Raw genomic sequence first — 17677 nt, forward strand, 5'->3', positions numbered from 1 at the left:
GCGAGTCGCGGCGGACCGAGGAGGAAGACAACCGCATGCCCATCACGCAGTCCGACGTCCTGTACACCGCCGTCGCCACCGCCGAGAACGGCCGGGACGGGCGGGTCGCCACGGACGACGGCCGACTCGACGTCGTCGTCAACCCGCCGAAGGAGATGGGTGGCAGCGGGTCCGGGACCAACCCGGAACAGCTGTTCGCCGCGGGGTACAGCGCCTGCTTCCAGGGGGCGCTGGGGGTGGTGGCCCGGCAGGAGGGCGCCGACGTCTCCGGTTCCACCGTCACGGCCAAGGTCGGCATCGGCAAGAACGAGGACGGCTTCGGGATCATCGTGGAGATCTCGGCGAGCATCCCCCACGTCGACGCGGCGACCGCGAGGAGCCTCGTCGAGAAGGCGCACCAGGTGTGCCCCTACTCGAAGGCGACTCGGGGCGACATCACCGTGACGCTGGTCTGACCTTCGTCGTTGCCTACTCGGCAGCCGCATCCTTGGACGTGGGGTGCGGCTGCTCTGCCGTCCGGGGGCGTACGCCGGGGACCGCGCGGTGTCGCGTACGGGTCGCGGGCGGTCGCTCGCGCCGTCCCGCGCACCTTCAGGACGCCGCCAGGGCAGCCCGCTGGACGGCGGCCGCGAACCTGTTGTTCTCGGGTGCCGCTCCGCCGGGGAACGCGAACCTCCGCCTCGTGTAGCCGTAGGCGATCCCGCTGTGCGGGTCGGCGAAGGACTGGACGCCGCTCGCGCCGCTGTGGCCGACGGTCTTGGCGCCCAGGAAGGGGTGCCAGGTGTCGGCGGTCGCCTGGAAGCCGAGACCGAAGGACTTGTGGGCGCGGGCCACGAGGTCGTAGCCCGTGGAGTGGATCTGGGCGAACTCCGCCAGCGTGTCCTCCTTCAGCAGCGGGGTCCTGCCGTCCACCTCGCCGATCACGGCGGCGTACATGGCCGCCAGGCCGCGCGCCGAGCCCACACCGCCCACCGACGCCGGGCCCTTGGCGCGCACCAGCCGCTCGTTCGGCAGGTCCTCCAGGTCGGTGGGGTCCGTGCCGTGCCGGTTGAAGGCGATCGACACGAGGGTGTGCGGGCCGCCCGGCACGGCGTCGAGCTGCGCCTGCTGCGCGGGGGTGGGCAGCATCGGCTGGACCGTGCGGAAGCGGGGCTCGTGCGCGGCCGGCAGCCCCAGGTGCAGGTCGAGGCCGTGCGGGGCGCGGATCCGCTCCTCGTACACCTCCTGGAGCGTGCGGCCCGTCGCCCGGCGGACGACCTCGCCGGTCAGCGCGCCGATCACCAGCGCGTGGTAGCCGAAGGCCGTGCCCGGCCGCCAGAAGGGCCGCTGGTCCGCGAGGCGCTCGGCGATCATCCGGTCGTCGGCCAGTTCGGCGAGGGTGAAGCCGGTGTCGGTGCCGACCAGCCCGGCGCGGTGCGCGAGGAGGTCCCGCAGGGTCAGCGCGCCCTTGCCCTCGGCGGCGAACTCCGGCCAGTAGTACGTGACCTTGCGGTCCAGCTCCAGCGTGCCCTCCTGCACGAGCAGCGCCGCGACGAGGTGCGCGGCGCCCTTCGTGGCCGAGTACAGGGCGTACAGCGAGTCACCCGTCACTCCCGGGCCCGCCCACAGGTCCACGACTCTGCGTCCGTGGACGTACGCGCACAACTGGCCCTCGTAGTCGTCCCGTTCGCCGGCGACGAAGGCGGCGAACTCCTCGCGCACCGGCTCGAAGCCCTCGGCGACCGTGCCCTGGACGGTGATCTCCCGCGTCATCCGCACTCCTTGACCATCCGCTGCTCGCTGCTCCACCTGGCACAACACCCGTCCCGGCCTCGGGCGTTCCCGAACCGGTACGGCGAGACGTGCCTGTTCGACTCAACCCCCGTGAGGGCCCGCGGGTGTCACGGATGCCCCGGATGGCCGGTGGGACGGTGCGGCACGGGTGCGCCGGGGTGTGCTCCCGATACACCCGGATGCCGTCACGGGCAGTCAGGTCCAGGCGTGTGCGGCGGTGTGCGGCCGGGCGTTCTCGTCTCGGGTGCGTCCGGAGCACTCACAGCGCTCACAGCACTCAGGTGCACCACCACAGGAAGCGGTCGCAGGTCTTGGTGGGCGTCGGCTGGGGGGCGGGGGCGGAGGTCGTCGGGGCCGCGGTGGGGGTGGCGGGCCGGGCGGGGGGCGGGGCGGCGGGGCTCGCCGGGGCCGTACCGGAACCGGCCGGGGTCGACTGCCGGGCCTCGCCGGTCGCGCCGGCGGAGGGGGAGGCGGAGTCCTTGCCCTGGGGTGACTCCGAGGCGGACGCGGAAGCCGAGGCGGATCCTGAGGCGGATCCGGAGGCGGAGGCGCCCGGGCGCGGGGAGCCGGCGGAGCCGGCGCCGGCCGGGTCGACGGTGGTGCCGCCCGGCGCGCTGGAGGCGGCGCCGCCGTCGGCGGTGGTGTCCCCGGCCGGGGCCGGGGTGTCGCCGGAGAACGGCGAGAAGGGGGCGTCGGTGCCGAGTTCGGCGAGGCTCAGTCCGCCGGCCGCGAGCACGAAACCGGCCGCGATCAGGACGGTACGGCGACGGCGGCGCCGGTGCACGGCGGCCTTGCGGTCCCGTCGGCTCGCCCCGGCACGGTCGGCGCGCCGGCCGGCGGGAGCGTCGTCGCCGGGGGCCTCGCCGTCGTCCCCGGGGCCGTCCTCGGCGGTCTCCTCCAGCCGGACCGGGTTCTCGTGCGGCCCGTCGTAGGGCTGCCCGTGGGAGGGCTCGTGCGGCGGCGCGTACGGCGCCTCGTACGCCCCTCCCCCGTACCCCGCGGGCGCCTGCGCGTACCCGTGCGCGTGGACGGCCGGCACGGCCGTGGTGACGGCGAGGCGGCCGGCCGGTGTTCCGCACCCGGGGCAGGCCAGGGCGCCGTTGAGGTGCCGTTGGCACGGGGGGCAGTAGTCCATGACGCGGGAAGACTAGAGTCCGCCCGGGACACGGTTCCAGGCGCCGCTGTGAAGGTTTCGTGCGGGGTCGAAAGATTTCCCGGCAGCCTTGCCGAAACTGTTACCTGTTCGACCCATTGACACCCCTGCCGCACCCTCCTTACTGTCACGCCAGCATTTCGAACGTGTGACGAAATCTCGAACAGCTGAGGGGCAACTGCCGTGCGCATCACCGGAATCAGCACGCACGTGGTCGGCACGCCGTGGCGCAACCTGACCTACGTCCAGGTGCACACCGACGAGGGGATCACGGGAGTCGGCGAGACCCGGATGCTCGGTCACACCGACGCGCTGATCGGCTATCTCAAGGAGGCCGAGGCCAACCACATTCTCGGCTCCGACCCGTTCGCCGCCGAGGACCTGGTCCGCCGCATGAAGTACGGCGACTACGGCCGCGCCGGCGAGATCGTCATGTCCGGCATCGCGGTCGTCGAGATGGCCTGCTGGGACATCAAGGGCAAGGCGCTGGGCGTGCCGGTCTGGCAGCTGCTCGGCGGGAAGGTGACCGACAAGGTCAAGGCGTACGCCAACGGGTGGTACACGACCGAGCGAACGCCCGAGGCGTACCACAAGGCCGCCCAGGGGGTGATGGAGCGCGGTTACCGGGCGCTGAAGATCGACCCCTTCGGCACCGGGCACTTCGAACTGGACCACGAGCAGACCCTGTACGCCGTCTCGCTCATCGAGGCCGTACGGGACGCCATCGGTCCCGAGGCCGAGCTGATGCTGGAGATGCACGGCCGCTTCTCCCCCGCCACCGCCGTCCGGCTGGCCAAGGAGATGGCCCCCTTCAAGCCCGCGTGGCTGGAGGAGCCGGTGCCGCCGGAGAACCTGAAGGCGCTGGAGAAGGTCGCCGCCAAGGTGGACGTCCCGGTGGCCACCGGTGAGCGCATCCACGACCGCATCGAGTTCCGCGAGCTGTTCGACAGCCAGTCCGTGGACATCATCCAGCCCGACGTCGGCCACATCGGCGGCATCTGGGAGACCCGGAAGCTGGCCGCCACCGCGGAGACGCACTACATGCTGGTCGCCCCGCACAACGTGGGCGGCTCGGTGCTCACCGCCGCCTCCCTCCAGGTCGGCTTCACCTCCCCGAACTTCAAGATCCTTGAGCACTTCAACGACTTCGCGGACGCGGAGATCAAGAAGGTGGTCAAGGGCGCGCCGCAGGTGAACCCGGAGGACGGCTGCTTCCACCTCTCCGACGCGCCCGGGCTCGGAGTCGAGCTCGACGTCGACGCGGCGGCGGAGTTCCCGCAGCAGCAGGCCCGGTTCGACCTGTGGGCCGAGGGCTGGGAGCAGCGCAAGCCGAAGGGCACGAAGTGAGTTCCCAGGTCCTGGTCGAGGCGCCGGGGGTGCACCGGGTCGAGGCTCACACGCCCCGGCAGCCCGGTCCCGGCGAGGCGCTGGTCGCGGTGCACGCGGCCGGCATCTGCGGCAGCGACCGCGAGGTGTACCAGGGCAACCGGCCGGACGGGTACGTGCGATATCCGCTCACGCCCGGGCACGAGTGGTCGGGGACGGTCACGGCGGTGGGGGCCGGGGTGCCCGGCCCGCTCGTGGGCCGCAAGGTCGTCGGCGAGGGCTTCCGCAACTGCCAGGTGTGCGAGCGCTGCCACGCGGGCGAGACCACGCTGTGCTCGGCCGGGTACGAGGAGACCGGGTTCACCCAGCCCGGCGCGATGGCGGCCACGCTCACCCTGCCCGCCCGGCTGCTGCACGTCCTGCCGGACGACGCCGACCTCACCGCCGCCGCGCTGCTGGAGCCGGCCGCCTGCGTCGCGGCCGCCGCGCTGAAGGCGAACGCGCGGCCGGGCGAGCGGGTCGCGGTGGTCGGCACGGGCACGCTGGGCATGTTCGCCGTGCAGTTCCTGAAGGCGGTCTCGCCGGCGGAGCTGCTGGTCGTGGGCACGCGGAACGACCGGGAGGCGCTGTCCCGGCGGTTCGGGGCGAGCGACTTCCGGCTGAAGGACCAGCAGCTGCCCGACGACTTCGACGTGGTGATCGAGACCGCCGGATCGGCTTCCGCCGCCCGCACCGCCGCCGCGCTGCTGCGGCGCGGCGGGCGCCTGGTCCTCACCGGGATCCCGGCGCCGGGCGCGGACGGGCTGGACCCGACCGATCTCGTCGTACGGCAGCTGGAGGTGCACACCGTCTTCGGGGCGCCGCCGGAGGCCTGGGCGCACGCCGTGCGGGTGTTCGGCGCCGGGCTGCTGGATCCCCTGCCGCTGGTCACGCACGAGGTGCCGCTGACCGAGTTCCCGCGGGCGATCGAGCTGGTGGGGGCCGGTGATCCCACGGTGGGCAAGGTGCTGCTCCGCCCCTGAACCGTACGCCGGTCAGGGCGTGACCTGACGGCGCCCCGACCGGCGTACACCCAGCGCTTTTCCGCACCCCGAGCCGCGAACCTTGTCCGAAATACCGAACACTCAGGACCCTAAGGACAGCTTGTGACCGACGCTTCCGTCCCGGCAGCCCGCAGGCCCGGCGAGCAGGCGCTCGCCGCGCTCGGCCTCGGCGCGCCCGCCCTCGACCCCGCCGACGCCTCCGCCCACACCTTCCCGGGCGGCGGCCGCTGGCGCACCGAGATCCCCTCGTGCGAGGGTCCCGAAGCGCTGGCGGTCGTCCTCAAGGAGGCCTCCCGCCTCGATGTGCCGATCCACCGGATCAGCCAGGGCAGCGGCGTGTGGATGCTCACCGACGCCGAGATCACCGAGATGGTCGACGCCACCGGCGAACGCGACATCGAGCTCTGCCTGTTCACCGGTCCGCGCGGCACCTGGGACATCGGCGGCTCGGTGCGGTCCGACTCGCGGGGGGCCGGACTGCGCGCCCGGGGCCACGACGCGGTCGCCGGCTGCGTCGAGGACGCCGTCCGGGCCACCGAGCTGGGCGTCAAGTGCCTGCTCGTCGCCGACGAGGGCGTGCTGTGGACCCTGCACCGGGCCCGCGAGGCCGGGATCATCCCGGCCGACACCACGCTGAAGGTCTCCGCGCTCATCGGCCCGGTCAACCCGACCTCGTACGCCGTGTACGAGCGGCTCGGCGCCGACTCCGTCAACGTCCCCAGCGATCTGACGCTGGACCACCTCACCGAGATCCGCCGGGTCTCCGGCGCCCCCATGGACATGTACATCGAGGCACCCGACGACCTCGGCGGCTACGTCCGGATGTACGAGGTCGCCGAGCTGATCCGGCGCGGCGCACCGCTCTACCTGAAGTTCGGTCTGTCCAAGGCCCCCGGTATCTACCCGTGGGGCACCCACCTCAGGGACGTGACCCTGGACACCGCCCGGGAGCGGGTGCGGCGCGGCCGGCTCGCCCTGGACCTGCTGGCCCGGCACGGCGCGGACGGCGACATGGCGCCGCTCGGCTCCCGGTCGCCCGGAACGCTCCACCGCTTCCCCGTCACCGCGTGACCCCTCTCCACGACGAGAAGAACAAGGACTGATCCCCATGCGCAACCGCAGAGCCGCACTCGCCGCCATGGCCACAGCCGCCTCGCTCGCCCTCACCCTCACCGCCTGCGGCCAGAGCGGCGAGGGCGGCAGCAAGGAGAAGGCGGGCGACACCAAGGGCGCCACCATCGGCATCGCCATGCCGACCAAGTCCTCCGAGCGCTGGATCAACGACGGCAAGAACGTCGTCAAGGACCTCCAGGCCAAGGGCTACAAGACCAAGCTGGTCTACGGCGAGGACGACCCCGAGCAGCAGGTCTCCCAGATCGAGAACCTGATCACGCAGGGCGTCAAGGGCCTGGTGATCGCGGCCATCGACAACAAGTCCCTGAACAGCGTGCTCCAGCAGGCCGCGGACGCGCACATCCCGGTCGTCTCCTACGACCGGCTGATCCTCGGCACGAAGAACGTCGACTACTACGCGTCGTTCGACAACGAGAAGGTCGGCAAGCTCCAGGGCCGGTACATCGCCGACAAGCTCGGGCTGAGCAAGGGCAGGAAGGGCCCGTTCAACATCGAGCTGTTCGCGGGCTCCAACGACGACAACAACACCAAGTACTTCTTCGGCGGCGCCATGAGCGTCCTCCAGCCGTACATCGACAAGAAGCAGCTGGTGGTCAGGTCCGGGCAGACGAAGCTGCCCCAGGTCGTCACCCTGCGCTGGGACGGCACCACCGCGCAGAAGCGCATGGAGGACATCCTCACCTCGTCCTACAAGACCGGCCGGGTCGACGCGGTCCTCTCGCCGTACGACGGCATCTCCATCGGCATCCTGTCCGCGCTGAAGTCGGACGGCTACGGCTCGGGCAGCAAGCCGCTGCCGGTCATCACCGGCCAGGACGCCGAGCTGGCCTCCGTGAAGTCGATCATCGCCGGCCAGCAGACGCAGACCGTCTACAAGGACCTCCGCAAGCTCGCCGAGGTCGCCGCCTCGATGATGGACGACTCCCTCAAGGGCAAGAAGCCGCAGGTCAACGACACCAAGACCTACGACAACGGGACCAAGGTCGTGCCCGCCTACCTGCTCCAGCCGGTGAGCGTCGACAAGTCCAACTACCAGCAGGTCCTCGTCGACGGGGGTTACTACACCGAGAGCGACCTCAAGTAACCCGCCCATTTCCTACGGATTGGAAGGCACGACCATGGCGGGACCCGTCCTGGAAATGCGCTCGATCGTCAAGACCTTTCCCGGTGTCAAAGCGCTGTCGGACGTCACCCTGACCGTCCGGCAGGGCGAGGTCCACGCCATCTGCGGGGAGAACGGCGCCGGCAAGTCCACCCTGATGAAGGTGCTCTCCGGCGTCCACTCCTACGGCAGTTACGAGGGGGACGTCCTCTTCGAGGGAGAAACCTGCCAGTTCAAGGACATCCGGGCGAGCGAGCAGCACGGCATCGTCATCATCCACCAGGAACTGGCGCTGGTACCGCACCTGTCCATCGCGGAGAACCTCTTCCTCGGCAACGAGCACGCCACGCGCGGACTCGTCAACTGGCGCGAGACCCTGCGCCACGCCACCGAGCTGCTGCGCCGGGTCGGTCTGGACGAGCACCCGGAGACCCGGGTCGCCGACATCGGCGTGGGCAAGCAGCAGCTGGTGGAGATCGCCAAGGCGCTGTCGAAGCAGGTGAAACTGCTGATCCTGGACGAGCCGACGGCGGCCCTGAACGACGAGGACAGCGACAAGCTCCTCGACCTGATCCTGGAGCTGAAGAACCAGGGCATCACCTCGATCATCATCTCCCACAAGCTCAACGAGATCCGCAAGGTCGCCGACTCGGTGACGATCATCCGGGACGGCCGGTCCATCGAGACCCTCGACGTGAAGGCGCCGGAGACGACCGAGGAGCGGATCATCGCCGGCATGGTCGGCCGCGACCTCGACCACCGCTTCCCCGAGCGCAGCCCGCACCAGCCGGAGGAGGGGGCGGCGCCGGCGCTGGAGATCCGCGGCTGGACCGTGTTCCACCCGATCGACCAGCAGCGCAAGGTCGTGGACGACGTGTCGCTGACCGTGCGCCGCGGGGAGATCGTGGGCATAGCGGGCCTGATGGGCGCGGGCCGCACCGAGCTCGCGATGAGCGTCTTCGGGCGGACCTACGGCCGGTACGCGGCCGGCACCGTCCTGAAGGACGGCACGGAGATCCGTACGAAGACCGTGGCGGAGGCGATCGGGCACGGCATCGCGTACGTCACCGAGGACCGCAAGCACTACGGCCTGAACCTCATCGACACCATCAACCGGAACATCTCGCTGACCGCGCTCGGCAAGGTCGCCCGGCGGGGCGTGGTGGACGAACACGAGGAACGGCAGGTCGCCGAGGGCTTCCGGAAGTCCATGAACATCAAGGCGCCCACGGTCTTCGAGCCGGTGGGCAAGCTCTCCGGCGGCAACCAGCAGAAGGTCGTCCTCAGCAAGTGGATCTTCGCCGGTCCGGACGTGCTGATCCTCGACGAACCGACCCGCGGCATCGACGTGGGCGCTAAGTACGAGATCTACACAGTCATCGACCAGCTCGCCGCCCAGGGCAAGGCGGTCGTCTTCATCTCCTCCGAGCTTCCCGAACTGCTCGGCATGTGCGACCGCATCTACACGATGGCCGCCGGGCGGCTGACCGGTGAGGTGCCGCGGGCCGAGGCCACGCAGGAAGTGCTGATGCGCCATATGACGAAGGACAAAGAGGTAACGCGATGAGCACGGATGTGACCGCCAAGAGCCCGGCCCCCGCGCCGCCGGGCAGGAGCGGACCGGCCGCCGACGGGGGACTGCTCGGCCTGGTGCTGGCCGGCCTGCGCCGCAACATGCGCCAGTACGGCATGCTGCTCGCGCTCGGCCTGATCGTGGTCCTCTTCGCGATCTGGACCGACGGGGACCTGCTGCTGCCGCGCAACGTCTCCAACCTGGTGCTCCAGAACAGCTACATCCTGATCCTCGCGATCGGCATGATGCTGGTGATCATCGCCGGGCACATCGACCTGTCGGTCGGCTCGCTCACCGCGTTCGTCGGCGCCTTCGCGGCCGTCCTGACCGTGCAGCACGGCGTGTCCTGGCCCGTCGCGCTGGTGCTGTGCCTGCTGGTGGGCGCCGCGGCCGGCTCGGTCCAGGGCTACCTGATCGCCTACCTCGGCATACCGTCCTTCATCGTCACCCTGGCCGGGATGCTGCTCTTCCGCGGCCTCACCGAGATCCTCCTCAAGGGCCAGACCCTCGGCCCGTTCCCCGACGGACTGCAGAAGCTCGGCAACGGCTTCCTGCCGGAGACCGGCCCGAACACCAACTACCACAACCTCACCCTGCTGCTCGGGCTCGTCCTGATCGCCGCCGTGGTGTGGCAGGAGTTCCGGGACCGCCGCCGCCAGCAGGAGTTCTCCCTGGACGTGCTGCCCGCCCGGCTGTTCCTGCTGAAGCTGACCGCGCTGGTCGCCGCGATCCTCGTCCTCACCCTGCTGCTCGCCAGCTACAAGGGCGCCCCGATCGTGCTGATCATCCTCGGCGCGCTGGTCGTCGGCTACGGCTACGTCATGCGCAACGCGGTCTTCGGCCGGCACATCTACGCGATCGGCGGCAACCTGCCGGCGGCCAAGCTGTCCGGTGTGAAGGACAAGAAGGTCACCTTTTACGTCTTCCTGAACATGGGCGTGCTCGCGGCCCTGGCGGGCATGGTGGTAGCCGCCCGGCTGAACGCGGCCTCGCCGAAGGCGGGCGTCAACTTCGAACTGGAGGCGATCGCCTCCTCGTTCATCGGGGGCGCCTCCATGAGCGGCGGTGTCGGCACCGTCCTCGGCGCCATCATCGGCGGTCTCGTCCTCGGCGTGCTGAACAACGGCATGAACCTCCTCAGCGTCGGCACCGACTGGCAGCAGGTCATCAAGGGCCTCGCCCTGCTGGTGGCGGTCGGGTTCGACGTGTGGAACAAGCGCAAGTCCGGTTCGTAAGCGCCCAGACAACACGGAGCCGCACCATGGAACTGAACAGACGCACGGTCATCGCGGGAGCAGCCGCGGCGGGCCTCGCCGCCACCGCCCTCGGCACGGGCAGCGCCGGGGCCGCCACCGGTCCGGGACGGCGCAAGCCGGTGAAGGAGGTCTTCGGCACCCTCGCCGACGGCACGAAGGTGTACCGCTGGTCGCTGGAGAACGGCGGCACCCGGCTGAAGGTGCTGTCCTACGGCGGCATCGTCCAGACCCTGGAGGTCCCCGACCGGCACGGCCGGTACGCCAACGTGGTCGCCGGTTTCGGCGACCTCGCCGACTACGTCGCGAAGAGCCCGTACTTCGGCGCGCTGATCGGCCGGTACGGCAACCGCATCGGCAAGGGGCGGTTCACGCTGGACGGCACGGCGTACCAGCTCTCCGTGAACGACGGCGAGAACAGCCTGCACGGCGGCGCGAAGGGCTTCGACAAGCACGTGTGGGACGTGGAGCCGTTCGCCAAGGGCACCGACGTCGGCCTGCACCTGCACTACACCAGCGTGGACGGGGAGATGGGCTACCCGGGCACGCTGCGGACGAAGGTGACGTACACCCTGACCCGGCACGGCGACTGGCGCATCGACTACGAGGCCACCACCGACAAGGCCACCGTCGTCAACCTCACCAGTCACGTCTACTGGAACCTGGCCGGCGAGGGCAGCGGCACGATCGAGGACCACGAACTCACGATCGCCGCCGCCCGCTACACCCCCACCGACTCCGGGCTGATCCCCACCGGGGAGCTGGCGAAGGTGGCGGGCACCCCGTTCGACTTCCGGCACGCCAAGCCGATCGGCCGGGACATCCGGGCCGGCCACGAGCAGCAGGTGCAGGCCAAGGGATACGACCACAACTGGGTCCTGGACAAGGGGATCACGGCCCGCCCCGAGCACGTCGCGACCCTGCGCGACCCGCGCTCCGGCCGCACCCTGAAGATCGCCACCAACGAGCCGGGCCTGCAGTTCTACTCCGGCAACTTCCTCGACGGGACGCTCACCGGCAGCGGCGGCCGCACCTACCGGCAGGGCGACGCGCTGTGCCTGGAGACGCAGCACTTCCCGGACTCGCCGAACCACGCGGCCTTCCCGTCGACGGTGCTCAGGCCGGGGCGGACGTACCGGACGACGACCGTCCACACCTTCGGGCAGTGAACCGGCTCACACGCCGCACGAGTTGAACACCACCGGGGCCTCCTCCGTATCGAAGGGCGGCCCGTGCTCCCCCGCACGGGCCACCCTTCGACGGAGGTTCCCTTGCCTGACAACGTCACCTCGTTGTTCCGCAACACCGCCGCGCACAGCCCTTCGATGGCGGCGCTGACGCGGGAGAGCGACGGGTCGGGCCCGGTGGACTTCTGCATCCCGTGCAACCCGTACTTCCCCACTCCCGCCATGTTCGAGGAGATGGCCGTCCGGCTGCGCGAGATCGTCACGTACTACCCCAGCGGCGCCGACACCATCACCGCGGAGCTGTGCGACCTGCTCCGGCTCCCGCCGCAGTGCGTGGCGATGGGCAACGGCTCCACGGAGCTGATCACCTGGATCGACCACCTGCTGGTCCGTGAGTCCCTGGCGGTACCGGTCCCCACCTTCGGCCGCTGGACCGACCAGCCGATGGAGACCGGCAAGCGGGTCGACATGTTCCCGCTCCAGGAGGCGAACGGCTTCGGCCTGGACCTCGCCCAGTACGCCGAGTTCATCCGCAGCCGGGGCACCCGGGTGGCCGTGGTCTGCAACCCGAACAACCCCGACGGCGGCTATCTGCGCCGGCAGCAGGTGGTGCAGTTCATGGACGCCATGGCGGACCTGGACCTGGTCGTGGTCGACGAGTCGTTCCTGGAGTTCGCCGACGCGGAGGCCGAGCCGAGCGTCGTGCAGGAGGCCGTGCTCCGGCCCAACGTGATCGTCCTGCGCAGCCTCGGCAAGAACTTCGGCCTGCACGGCATCCGCTTCGGCTACCTCGTCGCCAACCCGGCGCTCGCGGGCAGGATCCGCTCGATGCTGCCGAAGTGGAACCTCAACTCCTTCGCCGAGCACGTGGTGTTCATGCTGAAGGAGCACGGCTCCGCGTACGCGCAGAGCCTCCAGCAGGTCCGCCGCGACCGGCTGGAGATGGCCAGCCACCTCTCCGCGCTCCCCGGCCTCACCGTCTACCCCTCCCAGGGCAACTTCCTGTTCGTGCGCCTGCCCGTGGGCGCCGAGGGCACGGTGGTGCGGGACCGGATGCTCACCGAGCACCGGATCCTGGTCCGTGAGTGCGGCAACAAGATCGGATCCTCCAGCCGCTTCCTGCGGCTCGTGGTGCGCCCCCAGGTCGACGTGCGTCGCCTGGTGTCCGGCCTGGAACAGGTGCTCTACGGGTCCGGGAGGGGAGCCGCCGTACCCGGGCCGGGCACCGGGACCAGCTACAGCTCGGGTACGGCGGCGGTCGACCGGCTGGTCAGCGAGACCAACGGGGCCGGGATGCGGCTGACACCGGCCGGCCCCGCTCCGGCCGCCGGCACCGGCATGCCGCTCCCCGCCGCGGTCGCACCGGCCGGCGGCGGGATGCCGATGCCGGCGGCAGCCCAGCCACTGCCGGCCCCGGCCCCGGTTCCCACACCCACGCCCGCACCCGCACCGCAGCCGGCGTTCACACCGATCCCCGCACCGCCCCCGGTTCCCGCGCCGGCTCAGGCGCCCGCTCCCGCCCCGATGGCCCCGGCGCCCGCACCGATGGCTCCCGCGCCGCTCGCGCCCCCGCCGATCGCCCCCGCGGCGATGGCTCCCGCCTCGCTCACGCCCGCCGCGATGGCCCCCGCGCCCGTCCCGGCCGCCCCCGCGGTGGCCCTCGCGCCCACTCCGCCCGGTGTTCCGGCCCGTGGCGGGCTCACCGCGGCCCAGGTCCGCGGGATGACGGCCCCCGCCCCCGCGGCCGGCCTGACCCCGGCGCCCGCGACGGGCTGGCCCAACGCGCAGAGCTGGCCCGACGCGGCGGGTGCGGCTCAGGCGGCGGGCTGAGGCTGTACCGCCGCACGGTCCTCCGGGGCATGAGGGCCGGGCGTCACAGGAGGAGCAGCAGCAGCGCGGCCATGGCGGTGGTGAGGCCGGCGCACACCGCCAGGGCGACGCCCAGGCAGCGGCGGCGCAGCTCCTGGTAGCGCTGTTCGTACTCGGCGCGCAGGGAGACGCAGCGGGCCGCGATGCGTTCGAGGTCGGCCTTGGCCCGCTGCAGGCTGTCGGCGACGTAGTGCTGTTCGACCTGCTCGCGCTGGGCCGTCGTCATCCAGTCCAGGGGGCCGGTGAACTCCCGGGCCCGTCGCTCCGCCTCGGCGATCCGGGCCTGCCACAGCAGATAGCCCTCCACCTCGTTGCCGAGGTCGCCGCCGGCGTCGGCCCCCTGCTGGGGCAGACCGCTCATTCCAGGCCCCGGCCGCCCGTGCCCGGCAGCGCGTGGGCCTCCTGCTCCCGCAGGGCGATGTCCGGGTGGTGCAGGTCGAACGCGGGGGACTCGCTGCGGATCCGCGGCAGGGTGAGGAAGTTGTGCCGCGGCGGCGGGCAGGAGGTCGCCCACTCCAGGGAGCGGCCGTAGCCCCACGGGTCGTCCAGGCGGACCGGAGTGCCGTACTTGGCCGTCTTCCACACGTTGTAGAGGAAGGGCAGCATCGACAGGCCGAGCAGGAAGGAGCTGATGGTCGAGACCGTGTTCAGCGCGGTGAAGCCGTCGGCCGCCAGGTAGTCGGCGTACCGGCGGGGCATGCCCTCGGCGCCCAGCCAGTGCTGGACCAGGAAGGTGCCGTGGAAGCCGACGAACAGCGTCCAGAAGGTGATCTTGCCGAGGCGCTCGTCCAGCATCTTGCCCGTGAACTTGGGCCACCAGAAGTGGAAGCCGGCGAACATCGCGAAGACGACCGTGCCGAAGACCACGTAGTGGAAGTGGGCCACCACGAAGTAGCTGTCGGAGACGTGGAAGTCCATGGGCGGCGAGGCCAGGATGATGCCGGTCAGGCCGCCGAAGAGGAACGTCACGAGGAATCCGGTCGCCCACAGCATCGGCGTCTCGAAGGAGACGCTCCCCTTCCACATCGTGCCGATCCAGTTGAAGAACTTCACACCGGTCGGAACCGCGATCAGGAAGGTCATGAAGGAGAAGAACGGCAGCAGTACGGCGCCGGTGACGAACATGTGGTGTGCCCACACCGTGACGGACAGACCGGCGATCGCGATCGTGGCCGCCACCAGGCCCATGTAGCCGAAGATCGGCTTCCGGGAGAACACCGGGAAGATCTCGGTGACGATGCCGAAGAACGGCAGGGCGATGATGTACACCTCCGGATGGCCGAAGAACCAGAAGAGGTGCTGCCACAGGATCGGGCCGCCGTTGGCCGCGTCGTACACATGGGCGCCGAAGATGCGGTCCGCCGCGAGGGCGAACAGGGCGGCGGCCAGGACCGGGAAGGCGAACAGGACCAGGACGGCGGTCAGCAGCACGTTCCAGGTGAAGATCGGCAGGCGGAACATGGTCATGCCGGGGGCGCGCATGCAGATGATCGTGGTGATGAAGTTGACGGCGCCGAGGATGGTGCCGAAGCCGGAGAAGGCCAGGCCCAGGATCCACAGGTTGGCGCCGAGCTGGGGGCTGCGGATCGCGTCCGACAGGGGCGTGTACGCGAACCAGCCGAAGTCGGCCGCGCCCTCGGGGGTGAGGAAGCCGCCGACGGCGATGAGCGAGCCGAAGAGGTAGAGCCAGTAGGCGAACATGTTCAGTCGGGGGAAGGCGACGTCCGGGGCGCCGATCTGGAGCGGCATGATCCAGTTCGTGAACCCGGCGAACAGCGGGGTGGCGAACATCAGCAGCATCACGGTGCCGTGCATCGTGAACATCTGGTTGTACTGCTCGTTCGAGATCAGCTGCAGGCCGGGGCGGGCCAGCTCGGCCCGGATGATCAGCGCCAGCACACCACCGAGCAGGAAGAACCCGAACGACGTCGACAGGTACAGCGTGCCGATCGTCTTGTGGTCGGTGGTCGTCAACCACCTCACCACGACGTTGCCGGGCTGTTTGCGCCGGAGCGGCAGCTCGTTCTCGTACGAGTCCTCGGCTGCCGTCGCCCCGTCCTGGGGTTCGTTGAGGATGCTCACAGGTCGTCCGTCTCCCGATGCTCGCCGTCCGGCCACGCCATGGCGCCGGTCACCCGCCATCCTGGCCGCGCGACGGCGGCGGGGAGGCCCTGAGCGGCCGAGGCACGGCCATTGGGATGACGGATGCACCCGTTCGGAGCAGCGGACCGGCCCGTCCTCCCGGTGCCCCGGTGCCCCGGTGCGCTTGGTAGGTTCGCCCGATGTCGGTGACGGTGACGTACGAGAACCTGAACACCTCGGACCTGCCGAGGCGCGGCGTGACGCCCGCGACGGCGTCCGTGCACGAGCTGCTGGTGGACCTGGAGGCGGATCTCACCGTCCGGGACGGCGGGCGGGTGGTGTTCGCGGCGCAGGAGTTCCCGGTCGCCGAGCTGGCGCGGGATCTGGCCGGCTGGCTGGGGCAGGAGGTGCCGGGCGGCTTCCGCTTCGACTCGATGTCCTTCGCGGAGCCCGGCGTGGTACGGATCGAGGAGTCGGCCGGGGGCTGGCGGATCGGCTCGGTGTCGGAGCCGGACGAGTGGAGCACGCCGGTCGCCCGGGAGGTCCTGGCGGCGGAGCTGACGCGGTTCACGGACGCCGTCCGGGAGGGGGTCGCGGCCCTCGGTGCCGATCCGGCGCTGGTCCCCCGGCTCAGTACGCCACCGGCCGGCCCGTCGACCGGTTCAGCGGGTTGACGCCGGGCTTCGGGGTGCCGCCGTTGTCCGCCGGATCGGTGCGGACCGCCCTGATGGCGGTCCACCGGACGACGCCGTGGCGGCGAGGCCCGAGGCTCGCCCTCTCCCCCACCGCCTGGCCGGCCTTCGACCACGCCGGGAAGCGGCCGTCGGGCCGCTCGCCTCGCGCGAGCGGCCCGCGGTCTTCCCGGCTCAGGAAGCCGGGCGGCACTCCTTCCACGCCAGGTGGTACACCGTGCTGATGTCCCCGTCCGTCGAGTCCATCGTCATGAAGCTGACCTTGTCGGGGGTCGCGGTGCCCGCGTTCACGCGGAGTTCGGTGTTGATGTTGAAGTTGCGGAGGACCCCGCAGGGCGCCCAGACCAGCTGGGCCCAGTCCGTGGAGTCGGTGGCCTGCCAGTCGTCGTTGTAGGGGCCGTTGTACGGGTGGGTCCTGGGGACCGTCTGGGACGAGCCCTGGAAGTAGTACGAGGCCTTCTGCGTGGCGGTGGCGCCCCGCTGGAGTGAGGCGAAGCCCCGGTAGTCGGCGCTGGCTATCGCGTAGGTGAAGCCCTGGGGGACGTGGACCACCAGGTTGAGCTGGCAGTTCTTGCGGAAGGCCGTGGGGTCGGAGTTGCCGCCGGCCTGGGCCAGGTAGGCGCTGTACGTGACCGTGAACGCCGTGTTGTCCGGTGACACCGCCACGGCGGCCGTCCCGGCGGGACAGCCCGAGCCGTTCACCGTGGCGACGTCGATGACGATCTTGTCGGGGGGCGGGTCGTCGAAGGGGGACGAGCCCTGGGCGGGCGCTACTGCGGTGGTGAGCAGGGCGGCCACTGCGCCGCCCATGAGGAGTCCACCGGCCATGGGTTTCTCCCGGTTGTCGAGTGGGGGGGTGCCGCCTCCGCCCGAAGTCGGTTCAAAGGTGAAAGACTTGTGCGTCACCTGTGAAGCCGGGGTGGAGGCGTGGGTAGCGTAGGGACCCCCGCCCGGGGCCGGGAGAGTGAACTCCGGCCATTCACGGCCCGCCCGGAATCGCCCTGTTGGACGTGTTCCGTCCGGTCAGCCCTGGAGCCGCGTGGGGAGCAGCGTGCGCAGCGACGTGACCGGGTGGCCCACTTCGAGGGAGCCGAGGAGTCCGTTCAGGAGGGCGCCGCCGGGGACGGCGGTGGGCGGGGCGGGGCGCTGGGCGGCCTCGGCGGCGGGGGCGGCGGCCAGCAGGGCGGCGGCCAGGACGGTGACGCAGGTGAGCTTCTTGATCATGGCCTTACCAACGACCGAGGCCCCCGGGGGAAACCTTCCCGTCCCCCGGGTGGACCAGCGGCGGACGCCCGCCCACAGGGCGCCGCCGAGGCGCCGGGGCGGCCGGGCGGGTGGCGATTTCCTCTGCCTTCACCGGGCCGTTACCCTGCCGTACGGCCAGCTCCGGTACCGCCCGTACCGCGTGATCCGCCCGCGTGCCGAGACCCCCAGGGGTCCGTCGCGGGGCGTGCCCGTGTGGAGAATGGCCCGACCGCGCCCCCGTAGGA

At 71.1% G+C, this 17677-nt stretch carries 16 protein-coding genes; 10 read left to right on the forward strand and 6 right to left on the reverse strand.

What is annotated here, in order from left to right:
• The first annotated feature begins 35 nt into the window (after positions 1-35).
• A complete protein-coding gene (locus ACZ4VF_RS11385; RefSeq protein ID WP_467925038.1) occupies positions 36-455 on the forward strand; it encodes an organic hydroperoxide resistance protein in 420 nt (139 codons plus the stop codon).
• A gap of 136 nt (positions 456-591) precedes the next feature.
• Here ACZ4VF_RS11385 and ACZ4VF_RS11390 read toward each other — a convergent pair whose 3' ends face one another.
• On the reverse strand, positions 592-1752 hold the full coding sequence (locus ACZ4VF_RS11390) for a serine hydrolase domain-containing protein (RefSeq protein WP_467925040.1): 1161 nt from the start codon (positions 1750-1752) through the stop codon (positions 592-594).
• 298 nt (positions 1753-2050) lie between these two features.
• Positions 2051-2908 (reverse strand): SCO2400 family protein, encoded by an 858-nt coding sequence (locus ACZ4VF_RS11395; protein WP_467925042.1) that lies wholly within the window; start codon positions 2906-2908, stop codon positions 2051-2053.
• A gap of 201 nt (positions 2909-3109) precedes the next feature.
• Here ACZ4VF_RS11395 and ACZ4VF_RS11400 point away from each other — a divergent pair, with 201 nt between their 5' ends.
• From ACZ4VF_RS11400 to ACZ4VF_RS11435, 8 genes are all read left to right on the forward strand, one after another.
• On the forward strand, positions 3110-4273 hold the full coding sequence (locus ACZ4VF_RS11400; RefSeq protein ID WP_467925044.1) for a mandelate racemase/muconate lactonizing enzyme family protein: 1164 nt from the start codon (positions 3110-3112) through the stop codon (positions 4271-4273).
• A complete protein-coding gene (locus ACZ4VF_RS11405) occupies positions 4270-5274 on the forward strand; it encodes a zinc-dependent alcohol dehydrogenase (protein WP_467925046.1) in 1005 nt (334 codons plus the stop codon). Before ACZ4VF_RS11400 ends, ACZ4VF_RS11405 begins: the two co-directional genes overlap by 4 nt.
• 123 nt (positions 5275-5397) lie before the next feature.
• The gene (locus ACZ4VF_RS11410) at positions 5398-6366 is read left to right on the forward strand and encodes a hypothetical protein (RefSeq protein ID WP_467925048.1); all 969 of its coding nucleotides are present in this window, start codon (positions 5398-5400) and stop codon (positions 6364-6366) included.
• A 37-nt stretch (positions 6367-6403) separates the two neighbouring features.
• Positions 6404-7513 carry a multiple monosaccharide ABC transporter substrate-binding protein gene (gene chvE, locus ACZ4VF_RS11415; RefSeq protein WP_467925050.1) on the forward strand — a complete coding sequence of 370 codons (1110 nt, stop codon included), beginning with the start codon at positions 6404-6406 and terminating at the stop codon, positions 7511-7513.
• A 34-nt stretch (positions 7514-7547) separates the two neighbouring features.
• On the forward strand, positions 7548-9098 hold the full coding sequence (gene mmsA, locus ACZ4VF_RS11420) for a multiple monosaccharide ABC transporter ATP-binding protein (RefSeq protein ID WP_467925052.1): 1551 nt from the start codon (positions 7548-7550) through the stop codon (positions 9096-9098).
• Complete coding sequence (gene mmsB / locus ACZ4VF_RS11425; RefSeq protein ID WP_467925054.1) at positions 9095-10339, forward strand: multiple monosaccharide ABC transporter permease; 1245 nt, start codon at positions 9095-9097, stop codon at positions 10337-10339. Before mmsA ends, mmsB begins: the two co-directional genes overlap by 4 nt.
• Before the next feature lie 26 nt (positions 10340-10365).
• Positions 10366-11526 carry an aldose epimerase family protein gene (locus ACZ4VF_RS11430; protein ID WP_467925056.1) on the forward strand — a complete coding sequence of 387 codons (1161 nt, stop codon included), beginning with the start codon at positions 10366-10368 and terminating at the stop codon, positions 11524-11526.
• 102 nt (positions 11527-11628) lie between these two features.
• The gene (locus ACZ4VF_RS11435; RefSeq protein ID WP_467925058.1) at positions 11629-13374 is read left to right on the forward strand and encodes a pyridoxal phosphate-dependent aminotransferase; all 1746 of its coding nucleotides are present in this window, start codon (positions 11629-11631) and stop codon (positions 13372-13374) included.
• Between the two features lie 43 nt (positions 13375-13417).
• Here the strand turns inward: ACZ4VF_RS11435 and ACZ4VF_RS11440 are convergent, their stop codons facing one another.
• Together ACZ4VF_RS11440 and ctaD are read right to left on the reverse strand one after the other, a co-directional pair.
• Positions 13418-13774, reverse strand: coding sequence for a cytochrome C oxidase subunit I (locus ACZ4VF_RS11440; RefSeq protein ID WP_467925060.1), 357 nt, complete (start codon positions 13772-13774; stop codon positions 13418-13420).
• On the reverse strand, positions 13771-15495 hold the full coding sequence (gene ctaD / locus ACZ4VF_RS11445) for an aa3-type cytochrome oxidase subunit I (protein WP_467925062.1): 1725 nt from the start codon (positions 15493-15495) through the stop codon (positions 13771-13773). The genes ACZ4VF_RS11440 and ctaD overlap by 4 nt, the downstream gene beginning before the upstream one ends.
• Positions 15496-15695: 200 nt before the next feature.
• Between ctaD and ACZ4VF_RS11450 the strand changes: the two genes are divergently transcribed.
• Complete coding sequence (locus ACZ4VF_RS11450; protein WP_467925064.1) at positions 15696-16169, forward strand: DUF7878 domain-containing protein; 474 nt, start codon at positions 15696-15698, stop codon at positions 16167-16169.
• A gap of 192 nt (positions 16170-16361) precedes the next feature.
• Here ACZ4VF_RS11450 and ACZ4VF_RS11455 read toward each other — a convergent pair whose 3' ends face one another.
• Together ACZ4VF_RS11455 and ACZ4VF_RS11460 are read right to left on the reverse strand one after the other, a co-directional pair.
• Complete coding sequence (locus ACZ4VF_RS11455; protein ID WP_467925066.1) at positions 16362-17015, reverse strand: DUF4360 domain-containing protein; 654 nt, start codon at positions 17013-17015, stop codon at positions 16362-16364.
• Positions 17016-17210: 195 nt separating this feature from the next.
• Positions 17211-17411 carry a hypothetical protein gene (locus tag ACZ4VF_RS11460; RefSeq protein ID WP_467925068.1) on the reverse strand — a complete coding sequence of 67 codons (201 nt, stop codon included), beginning with the start codon at positions 17409-17411 and terminating at the stop codon, positions 17211-17213.
• Positions 17412-17677: the final 266 nt, after the last annotated feature.

The organism is Streptomyces sp. NPDC029151 (assembly GCF_055564315.1).